Source organism: Nocardia sp. NPDC049220, assembly GCF_040647855.1.
In the GTDB taxonomy this organism is placed as follows: Bacteria; Actinomycetota; Actinomycetes; order Mycobacteriales; family Mycobacteriaceae; genus Nocardia.
In genome coordinates, this window is sequence record NZ_JBEZDA010000012.1 from 78096 (window position 1) to 88060 (window position 9965).

General features: G+C 64.5%; 13 protein-coding genes. 5 read left to right on the forward strand and 8 right to left on the reverse strand.

Annotation, left to right across the window (positions count from 1 at the left end):
• Positions 1-152: 152 nt before the first annotated feature.
• From AB0C34_RS23210 to AB0C34_RS23220, 3 genes are all read right to left on the reverse strand, one after another.
• On the reverse strand, positions 153-479 hold the full coding sequence (locus AB0C34_RS23210) for a plasmid stabilization protein (protein WP_357076605.1): 327 nt from the start codon (positions 477-479) through the stop codon (positions 153-155).
• A 72-nt stretch (positions 480-551) separates the two neighbouring features.
• The gene (locus AB0C34_RS23215) at positions 552-809 is read right to left on the reverse strand and encodes a hypothetical protein (RefSeq protein WP_357076608.1); all 258 of its coding nucleotides are present in this window, start codon (positions 807-809) and stop codon (positions 552-554) included.
• A 292-nt stretch (positions 810-1101) separates the two neighbouring features.
• Complete coding sequence (locus AB0C34_RS23220; protein ID WP_357076610.1) at positions 1102-1686, reverse strand: hypothetical protein; 585 nt, start codon at positions 1684-1686, stop codon at positions 1102-1104.
• Positions 1687-1779: 93 nt separating this feature from the next.
• Here AB0C34_RS23220 and AB0C34_RS23225 point away from each other — a divergent pair, with 93 nt between their 5' ends.
• Entirely contained in the window at positions 1780-2055 is a 276-nt protein-coding gene (locus tag AB0C34_RS23225) for a transposase (RefSeq protein WP_357076613.1), read from the forward strand.
• 220 nt (positions 2056-2275) lie between these two features.
• Here AB0C34_RS23225 and AB0C34_RS23230 read toward each other — a convergent pair whose 3' ends face one another.
• Complete coding sequence (locus AB0C34_RS23230) at positions 2276-2521, reverse strand: hypothetical protein (protein WP_357076616.1); 246 nt, start codon at positions 2519-2521, stop codon at positions 2276-2278.
• Positions 2522-3235: 714 nt separating this feature from the next.
• On the opposite strand from AB0C34_RS23230, the gene AB0C34_RS23235 reads away from it, so the two are divergent.
• The 3 genes from AB0C34_RS23235 (at position 3236) to AB0C34_RS23245 (ending at position 5254) form a co-directional block, all read left to right on the forward strand.
• Complete coding sequence (locus tag AB0C34_RS23235) at positions 3236-3964, forward strand: HemK2/MTQ2 family protein methyltransferase (protein ID WP_357076619.1); 729 nt, start codon at positions 3236-3238, stop codon at positions 3962-3964.
• Positions 3942-4154 carry a CDGSH iron-sulfur domain-containing protein gene (locus AB0C34_RS23240; protein ID WP_357076622.1) on the forward strand — a complete coding sequence of 71 codons (213 nt, stop codon included), beginning with the start codon at positions 3942-3944 and terminating at the stop codon, positions 4152-4154. Before AB0C34_RS23235 ends, AB0C34_RS23240 begins: the two co-directional genes overlap by 23 nt.
• A 146-nt stretch (positions 4155-4300) precedes the next feature.
• Entirely contained in the window at positions 4301-5254 is a 954-nt protein-coding gene (locus tag AB0C34_RS23245; RefSeq protein WP_357076857.1) for an iron-containing redox enzyme family protein, read from the forward strand.
• Between the two features lie 133 nt (positions 5255-5387).
• On the opposite strand, the gene AB0C34_RS23250 is transcribed toward AB0C34_RS23245, so the two are convergent.
• The gene (locus tag AB0C34_RS23250; RefSeq protein WP_357076625.1) at positions 5388-5834 is read right to left on the reverse strand and encodes a MarR family transcriptional regulator; all 447 of its coding nucleotides are present in this window, start codon (positions 5832-5834) and stop codon (positions 5388-5390) included.
• 129 nt (positions 5835-5963) lie between these two features.
• On the opposite strand from AB0C34_RS23250, the gene AB0C34_RS23255 reads away from it, so the two are divergent.
• Complete coding sequence (locus AB0C34_RS23255) at positions 5964-6449, forward strand: SPW repeat protein (RefSeq protein WP_357076628.1); 486 nt, start codon at positions 5964-5966, stop codon at positions 6447-6449.
• Positions 6450-6766: 317 nt separating this feature from the next.
• Here the strand turns inward: AB0C34_RS23255 and AB0C34_RS23260 are convergent, their stop codons facing one another.
• From AB0C34_RS23260 to AB0C34_RS23270, 3 genes are all read right to left on the reverse strand, one after another.
• A complete protein-coding gene (locus AB0C34_RS23260) occupies positions 6767-7729 on the reverse strand; it encodes a ferritin-like domain-containing protein (protein WP_357076631.1) in 963 nt (320 codons plus the stop codon).
• Positions 7730-7941: 212 nt separating this feature from the next.
• Entirely contained in the window at positions 7942-8172 is a 231-nt protein-coding gene (locus AB0C34_RS23265; RefSeq protein WP_357076634.1) for a DUF6480 family protein, read from the reverse strand.
• 89 nt (positions 8173-8261) lie between these two features.
• On the reverse strand, positions 8262-9965 hold a 1704-nt coding region (locus AB0C34_RS23270), incomplete at its 5' end, for an IPT/TIG domain-containing protein (protein ID WP_357076637.1).

A 9965-nucleotide genomic window follows, 5' to 3' on the forward strand; every position in this document is an offset into this window, starting at 1 on the left:
ACTCCCTGAGTCATCCTGTTCGTCCGGCATCTCGGCCGCACGGATCGGGTCGATATTCGATGGGCTCGTCGCTCGGCGGGTTACCGGACGAACGCCGCCGCCGCTCGCGGGTAATTGCGACGAGTCCAATGGGCATGGGTTCGCCCGAGGGGTCAGTTCCGGCCCAGCGCGTTGGCGAGTTGTCTTTTGTTCATGGTGGAGCGGCCTTTGATGCCGCGTTTCTTGGCTTCGTTGTACAGCTGGTCGCGGGTAGGTCCGGTCGAGCCACGATGGGAACGTTGGCCACCGCGCTTCTGTGGTGACATGTCCTCTATCGAGGTTCTGCTCGCGGTTTTGGTCTGCCCTGCCTGGGCGCGGTTCTTGTTGACCGTGCGTGCGGCGATTTCTTTCGCCCGCCGAGCGCTTTCACCACGCTCTTCCGCCGAGGCTTCGATGTGTTCGTATTGCCGTTCTTGTTTGGCAGTCCATTCTTTCGGCATGACGAAGTTCCTCCTGTCGAGCGGTACTCCTCTGTGGCACGCGGTCGTTCGGGTCAGCTCTGGTCGGTCTGTTCAGTGACCCATTTGATCGCGTAGGGCCAAGCCCTCACGGTTTTTCACACGCTTGTGCGCCAACAGCACCCAGGTCACACCGACGCTGCCACACACCACGGCGGCGGCGACGGCCACCACCATCCAGCCCATGAACCCGTACGCTGCCGCGACCAGGGTCAAGGCCAAGGCGAGGATGCCGAGCGCACACAGCACGATGCCGGGAATATTGTTGCCGTCCTCGAGCGCCTCGCCGGCGTGGTACCGCGCGGTGCGCACACGATCCGGGAATCCGGCCGACCGTCGGCGTGAAGGTTCAACTCGCGATTGGTGTCGCGTGGGGTGGTTCGACATCACGGTTCCTCCATCCAGTCCGCTGGCACACGCCGAAGCGACATGCCAGTGAGTTCATGGTGGTGATACCGCCGTGCCGCACCCTGAAACAGGGCCGATCCCTGGGGTGCGGTCAGCACTACGGTGTGGTCGGTGGTGGCCGCCGGTGCGGGTTGTGGGTGCGGCGCCCGATTCGGAGGTGAGGTGGAGACGACGACGTGGGCGTCGATGGAGAGAGCTATCTGCCTGCTATGGCGCTGTTCACGCGCCCGGCCACGCGCGCGCGGCCGATGGGAAACGGGACTGGAATCCGGTCACCGGGAGTGTGTGTCTCGATGACACCAAGATGCGGCGTGAGACCAGCCAGGCCGGTGAGGAGGCCTTGGCCGGACGGGACGCCGACAAGAAGGACTTCGACCTCACAGTCTGCCGCGGTGTCGGTCGGCAGCGAGCGATCCAGCGTGGCCGCGATCGTCGTGATGGGTTCCAGTCCGCGCTGGAGATACTCCGGCCCGGCGTCGGAGGGCCCGTAACTGAAGGTGAGCACTTCGGGACCAGAGCATGCGCCGACAAACGTCCAACCGCGGACCCGCAGCATGATGTCCAACCCGGTGAACACCCGTAGGTCGGGGGCTGGCACCGGATGCCCGCACGGTGTGCCCAATGCCTGCATGACCGAGGCCGGTGGATACCGGCGATGCCAGATCTCGGTCTGCATCGCGGTGACGAACTCCGCCTCCCGCCGCGCAACATCGTCGTCTGCGCCGCGTCGGTACCCCCTGGCGCGCCGGCGCGCGGTCTTGTTCTTGTTCGCCCTGGACACGGGCATCCATACTCGCAGTCCCGAGCGCCCGACATCGGCAGACACGCCCACCAGCAGGGTATTCGGCGACCTGCTGGCCGTGCGCTTGGTCTGATGTCGTCGACGACGCGGGGAGTGAGAATTGTTCATGTAACCAAAGAACGCGGTGGTTTTCGGGATTTCGAATTCTGCGGCCGCAACGGCGACCACAGCATGGCCGCCTTGAAGTCGATCCGGGCGGCACGCCCCAACGGCGACCCGGTCTACGTAATACTGGACAATGTCTCGGCGAACAAGACACCCCGGATCCGTTGCTGGGCAGCGAAAAACAACGTCGACCTGTGCTTCACTCCGACCAGTGCGTCCTGGGCGAATCCGATCGAGGCTTAGTTCGGTCCGCTGCGCACTGTCATCATGGGTGACTCCAACCACCCCAATCATCCGGTTCTGGCCTGTCGCTTGCAGGGCTACCTGCGTTGGCGCAACCGCAACGCCCGCCACTCCGATGTTTCGGCCGCCCAACGCCGTGAACGCGTCCGCGTCCGCAGCAGAAGGGCATTCGCTGGGGCAGGGGCCATTAGCGGCGGCCTGAGCATTCCACCTCGGTGGCCTACTCGGACGTCTCCTCGGGAGAACGGTGAGTGATCTTGTACCCGGCCTCGGTCTCGACCAGGGTCAACTCACCGATCCAATCTCGATCGTAGGGATACTCCCAGTTGGCGGGGTCTTCGAGAACCGCCGGAAGCTGATCACGAGGAACTATCTCGCCCGGCTGGATCCCTTTCGCCCCGGACGGGGAGGTCCACGGTGCAATTCGGCGGACCTCGATCCACCCACGATCGATGAGGGAGAGCAAGACTCCGGCGACCTCGCTGACCGGCCTGGATTGGTCGGCTTCGTCGAGGTCTCCCAGACACCGGCCAGACAGTCGATCTCATACGCATTGACCATGAAGGCTTTCTCGGTCTTGGTCAACGCGTCCCACTCGCGCTTGCTCACTCACCGAGCCTTGCAGACCAACCCGGTGAACGTTTCTGGTCGCGGCACTAGGCGCGAAACTGATCCAGTCGCACAACGACGGAGCCTTCCGCGTCTACACCGATTCCGTCGGACGCACTTTCCGCTTGATCTGGCTGACCGATGCATGAAATGTACGGCATGCCTTTATGTTCACGTCGCGCGTCGTGATGCGGCGGCGGTCGCCCGGTCAAGTCGATATCGCACACGCGCATCGGGGCGGCACGGCCAGAGCTGTGGCTGTGCCCGGACACACGCATGGTTGAGCGATTGGGTCGAACCCGTGGGCCAGCTCGCGCACATGATGGCCGAGATAATGGTCAGCGCAAGCCCGAGGCTCAACACGATACCCACGGCAGCGACCAAGCAGCGCGTATCTGCCCGGCCGGTCGTGTCATCGCAACGTATTGCCTGATCGGACCATTCGAGATCGGTCGGCGGGAACGGTGTGGGCAGTGTCGCTGGGCTGATCTTCTCCGGGGTGCAGCCTCGCGCAGGCCGCCGCGTTTCTCCTGATGCTGGTCGTGGATTCGGTGGGGCGCGATTGATCAGGATGCCCGAACCGGTTGCCGGGACGATGGGTGCGCAGCCGGTAGAGTTCGCCAATTGGGGTACCCACGCTTACGTGAGGTTGGTCAGGGCACCCGTCGTATACCCACCACAAGCCGATACCCGGCTGTTGGCGCAAGCGATGACCGATGCGCGAATTCCGTGTGGCGGACGAGTGCTGGACGTATGTACTGGTACGGGTGTCTTGGCGATCCATGCCAGCCGTGCCGGCGCCGGCACGGTGACGGCGGTCGACATCTCCCGCCGCGCTGTCCTGTCGGCCCGGTTCAATTGCGGTATCCGTGAGATCGACGTCGAACTGGTGCACGGCCATTTCGCCACGGTCCTCGGGGACCGCCGGTTCGACGTAGTTCTGGCCAATCCGCCATATGTTCCGTCGCCCGCGGACACGACAAGCCGCGGCGCAGCGCGTGCGTGGGACGCCGGACCTGAGGGCAGGTCAGCGCTGGATCAACTCAGCGGGTTGCTGCCCCTGTTGCTCGACCATCGCGGAGTAGCGTTGATCGTGCACTCGGTGATGTGCGGTCCCGACCGCACACTGGCCCAGTTGCGTGATGGCGGATTGAAAGCAGCCATCGTGGCTCGGCGCCTGATTCCCTTCGGGCCGGTCATGCGTCAGCGCGCAGCATGGCTGATCTCATCCGGACTGATCGCGCCCAATCAACAGCGCGAGGAATTGGTGGTGATTCGTGCCGACCGAACCGAATCCTGACACCCGGCGAGTCATCTTCACCGAAGACGGCCCCGCACTGATCGAAGGACCCGTCGAGCTGGTCACCGCAGACGGTGCCACGGTGTGCTCCGACCGGTTCCAGGTCGCGATCTGCCTGTGCCGGCGCTCCAAGAACTACCCGCTGTGCGACACCAGCCATCGTAAGCACCGCCGACCGCGTGTCGATTGACCATGGCCGGCCACCCATGGACGGACTCAGGTGCAGCCGAGTCGGAACCGATGGTTTCGGTGACAGTGTTACGTGAAGATGGGGGCTCAGCAAGAGAAAAAACATCGCACCCCTTGCCCGAACCGCGCGGCGAACTGTCCGCTGCGATGATAGGGCTGCTATCTCGATCTCCCGGAGACACCACAGACGTTGTCTCCGTCGTGGACACCGAGGTGGATCCCTACGGTGCGGACCTTCAGCTGGCATTGCACACGTGCTACGAGCTGCATTATCACGGATTCGACGATGTGGACTCCGGCTGGGAATGGAATCCGGATCTGCTTCGAATTCGTGCGTGCATGGAGCATTTGTTCCTGGGCGCGATGCGGCGCGATGTGCCCGGCGGCATGGATGTCGCGACCGCACTCGACCAATTGCTGACCGAACCGATGGAAGAATCGACAGGTGTCGGGCAATACTTGCGCGATGAAGGCGAATGGTGGCAGATGCAGGAGTATTTCGTGCATCGATCGATCTACCACCACAAGGAAGCCGACCCCTACGCTTGGGTGATACCCCGCCTGCGCGGTCAGGCGAAAGCCTCGCTCGTCGCGGTCGAGTTCGATGAATTCGGTGGCGGTCGCGGTGAACGGATACACGCACGGCTCTACGCCGATCTGTTGGCAGGCGCGAATTTACATCCGGGATACCTGCACTACCTCGACATCGTGCCGGAACCGATGCTGGCGATCGTCAACATGATGTCGCTGTTCGGACTGCATCGTGCGCTGCGCGGCGCGCTGGTCGGCCATTTCGCGGCTGTCGAGATCAGTTCGCCACCCGGAGCGCGCCGCATGATCGAAGCCCTGCGACGTTTCGACGCCGACCCCGCGTGCCTGCTGTTCTACACCGAACATGTCGAGGCCGACGCCGTCCACGAACAGGTCATGCGTCGCGACGTGATCGGTGACCTCATGACCCAGCAACCGGAACTCGCCGCCGCGATCGTCTTCGGAATCGAAGCGACGAATCTGCTGGAGGATCATTTCAGCGAACAAATCCTGCAACAGAGTTGGCAGCAGGGTGACAGTTCGCTCCGCGGACACGGACTGGCCGGGTAATTTGCCCGTTCTCGAACACCGCACGCGCCGAGTTGGATCCGACCACGATGCCCCGACCGTCGAGGTTGGACGCCAAAGCTGAAACGTGTCTTCGCCGCGCTACGAGCCGCAATGCGCCGGGACCGCCAAACTCTCATCCCGCTTGTGGCATGGCAGCGGGATAGTCCAAGGCGTCGACGAGGGGGGTCAGTCGCTGAAGTTCTTCCCAATGTGCCGCGCTGAGCGAGGCCAAGATTTCCTGGCCCGCGTCGGTCAGCGTGAGGCGCACGACCCGGCGGTCGTTGCCCTGCTCCCGTTTGCGGGCCACGAGGCCGAGTTGCTCGGTGCGATCGATCAGTTGCACCACGCTGTGGTGGCGGGCGCACAAGTATCCGGCGATCTCTCCGATGCTCGGGCCGCCGGGTTCGGAATGCCCGCGGATCGCCAGCAGCAGCTGATGCTGGGTGTCGGTGAGTCCCACTTCGGCTGCCCTGCGCTCACTCCAACGTAGAAGCTGACGAAGCCCGGCTCGAATCGCCAGCAGTCTCGAGAACTCCTGGTCGGTGAGGGGTTCGGGCGACGACATAGAACTATGTGTCATAGAGTGATAATATCACAGGATGATACACTAGTAAGTGGCGAGCACCCGGGCCCTATTCTGCGACCGAGCGCAGGCCGCACCGGCTCGAGAGCGTCGATACGCCACGACGTCCGAAGGGTGGTGGAGAACATGAGTAGTGAAACCATGATGAGTCGGCATCCCGACATCTTGGAGTTGCGGGAAAATTACGAGCGCGCCTCCGAACAGCCCGACGCCCAGGCGGTCACCGGCCTACTGTTTTTGACCGGTCTCTACATCGCGATTTCCCCATGGGTTGTCGGATTCAACGAGCGTTCGACCTTGACCGTCAACAACCTCATCGTCGGGGTTGCCCTCGCGACGCTGGCTCTCGGGTTCGCCTCGGTGTACGGCCGGACCCACGGTATCGTCTGGGCCGCTCCACTGATCGGCCTCTGGACGATCCTGGCTCCATGGATCGTCAGCGGCAACGTCGACACCACATCGACGATCTGGAACAACGTGATCGCCGGCGCCATCGCGGTACTACTGGGTCTGGGCTCGATGTTCCTCGGAATCAGCCGAACCGGACGACTCACCGGCGAGGCGACTCCGGTAGGTGCGACTTCCCACCGGCCGTCCGGTGCTCGGCCGTAGCTTTTGCACGATTGAACAAGCCATGCCAGCCGCAGGCTGAGCGTGGCGTCGAGACGAGGACACCGACCGCCGATGAAGCCGTAGCCGGGCCCGGCGGCGCACACCGTTACGACAACACCCAATACGAGCGCGGCCACACCAACGTTCGATCGCACGCCGAATCCACGACTGCCTAGCGATCGCGGGGGTGGAGCGTGTCTCCAGCTAGTGATTTCACGGTGTCTGTCTAAACCCGACCTGACGTGTCACATATCCGAACATGTTCGAGGAATCGACGGGTGGACCGGACACTGACCTCGCCGATCTCATCGTGGGCGTCAGTTGAGGCCGGTTATTTCTTGGGCGATCGCCGCGAGGCGGGTCTGGGCGGCCGAGACGACACCCTGGCGGTCCTTGTTCGCTTCCTCGTAGGCGACGATCGCTCGAATATCGGCGGGCTCGACCAGTTCCTTGACCGCGGCGACGGCTTGGGTGACAGTCAGGTCGTCGTAGTCGCCGATAGGTAGCTCTTCGGGCTCGAGGACGCCGGTGGAGGTGCGCATGGAATGCAAGGCGTCCGCGGCGGTGTCGGCGCCTGCCTCGCGGGTGACCTGCTCGGCTGTCTGGAGGGCTGCGTCGCGGGAAGCGGTGAGCGTTCTCACCGCGACACCGCCCGCGTGCGCGCCTTGGGCGAGTAGCTCGCCCAACGCGGGTGGGGTGGCGCGGACGGTGTCCAGTGCCCGGTCGAGGCCCCGGGCGGACCAGGTGACCGGGATGTTGACCAGCTTCACCGCGGTCCCGGTTGCTGCTTGGAGGGGGGTGCGGCGCAATGCGGCCGGACCGCCGAGGGCGTCCTCGGCCAGGACGGTGGTCAGCCAGTCGACGGTCGCCGAGTGCGCGGTGATCAATCGTTCCGCCAATGTCACGACGTCGGGTTGCCCGGTGGTGGTCGCGAGGGCCTTGATGTAACGGGCGCGGTCGAGAAGTTGGTGTTCGAGGGTGAGGTCGCCGAGCAGGGCTTCGTCGAACGGCTGGGCTTGTTCGGCCAGTGCCTTGACCGCGGCGACGGCTCGTCCGAGGAAGGGCCCGATCAGCTCTGGTAGCCCGCCGAGTTCGCGAATGGCCGCCTCGACGGCCTCGGCACGGACGCGGGCATTGTCGGCGTTCGCGGACAACTCGCGGCGCACTGCCTCGGTCCGGGCCTGGATGGTCCGGGTTTCGGCGATCTGGATTTCTGTGTTGGTCAGGTCGAGGACGGCGCGCAGTTGCGCCAGCAAGGTAGCGGTGTCGGAGGTGCTCATGAGGATTCGTCCCCTTTCGGTGTTGACGGCATCGGAAAGTGCAAACGCGTCGCTACCGCGACTACCCGCACTCCCGTCCGATAACCCACTTCGCTACGGCAGGTCCGATTGGTGGACACGGAGGTGGACATGCGGATTACGACGACTGCCCATGCTCTCGCGACCGGCGTATGCGCGACTCCAGCGAAGGGCCGACTGCGCGCCGCGGCGGGTCAAAAGATCGGTACGACGATCCCGATCGCCGCCGGTACGAAGACCACGACCAACACCGCTGTGATGATCACAGCCACGACGCCAGCGACTGGGAAGTGGTGCCTGGTTCGAGGCTCCGGCGCGGACAGGCCCGAGGTCTGCGGGGCATCCGGGGGTGTAGCGCCCGGCGGCACTCCGCCGCCTGCCGCCACATCGGGGATTTTTGCTGGATCGGGATCCATCGCATCCATTACCGCAACCTATCGCCGTAGTTTCCGGCACCGTGGCCTGACACTGGGCCGTCGGCGATTGCTCGCCGGCGGCCCAGTCTTTCGATCTGTCAGGCTCCGGGAGGCGGAACGTAGGTGTAGGTACCACTGTTACTGGTTCCACCCGGTGTGGTGGCGGTGACTTGTACTGTTCCGGTTCCGGCCGGGGTGATGGCCGTGACCTGTGTATCAGAGATGACCGTGAACGGAACCGGTGTGGCACCGAAACTCACTCCGGTGGTCCATGTCAGGGCTGTGCCGGTGACCAGCACCGCTTGCCCACCGATTTCCGGTCCCAGGTTCGGGACCAGGGTGGTCAGGGTCGGAACCGGAAGGTAGGTGAAGAAGACACCGTTGCTGGTTCCACCCGGTGTGGTGACGGTAATCTGCACCAGCCCGGTCCCAGCCGGGCTGATGGCCGTGATCTGGGTATTCGAGTCGATGGTGAACGAGGCCGCCGGTGTGGCGCCGAAAGTCACCGCAGTGGTTCCGGCCAGATTTATTCCGGTGAGCACGACCGTTGTCCCGCCGGCCTCGGCTCCCAGAATCGGGAGAGCCGTGATCAGAACGGGGACGTCGAGATAGATGTAACCGAGAATGTTGCTGGTTCCACCCGCCGTGGTGACGGTGACCTGCGCTGTCCCGGCCACGCCCGCGGGAGCGACGGCGGTGATCTGGGTGTCGGAGTTGACGGTGAACGAGGTCGCCGGGGTGGCGCCGAAGGTGACCGCTGTGGCTCCGGTCAGGCCTGTTCCAGTGATCACGACCGTTGTCCCACCGGCCACCGGCCCCACGTTCGGGACGATCGTGGTAAGGGCGGGTAGTGCGACATAGGTGTAGGTGACACCGTTGCTGGTTCCACCCGCCGTGGTGACGGTGACCTGCGCTGTCCCGGCCACACCCGCGGGCGCGAGAGCGGTGATCTGGGTGTCGGAGATGACGGTGAACAAGGCCGCCGGTACCGCGCCGAAGTCGACCGCGGTGGCTCCGGTCAGACCCGTCCCGGTGATCACCACAACTGTTCCACCAATGACCGGCCCCAAACTGGGAAGGATCGAAGCCAGCGCGGGCACCGCCACATAGGTATAGGCGACACCATTGCTGGTTCCGCCGACCGTGGCGACGGTGACCAGCACCGTCCCGGTTCCCGCTGGGGCGACCGCGGTGATCTGGTTGGGAGAGTTGACGGTGAACGAGGTGGCCGGTGTGGTACCGAAATTCACTGCGGTCGCGCCGGTCAATCCGGTACCGGTGAGTACGACAGTGGTGCCTCCGGTCACCGGCCCTGAACCGGGAATGATCGAAGCCAGCGCGGGCACCGCCACATAGGTATAGGCGACCCCGTTGCTGGTTCCGCCCGCGCCGGTGACGGTAACCAGCACCGTTCCCGTTCCGGGTGGGGCGACGGCGGTGATCTGGCTGGGGGAGTCGACGGTGAACGAGGTGGCCGGTGTGCCACCGAAGTTCACCGCGGTCGCGCCGGTCAATCCGGTACCGGTGAGCACCACCGTGGTGCCACCGGTCACCGACCCGGTATTCGGCACCACCGTGGTCAGCGCAGGCGCCGCCACGTAGGTGTAGGTGAGCCCGTTGCTGGTTCCGCCGGCGGTGGTGACGGTGACCGATACCGTTCCGGTTCCGGGTGGGGCGACGGCGGTGATCTGGGTGGGGGAGTCGACGGTGAACGAGGCCGCTGGTGTGGTACCGAAGTTCACGGCGGTGGCTCCGGTCAGTCCGGTGCCGGTGAGGACAACGGTGGTGCCGCCGGAAACTGG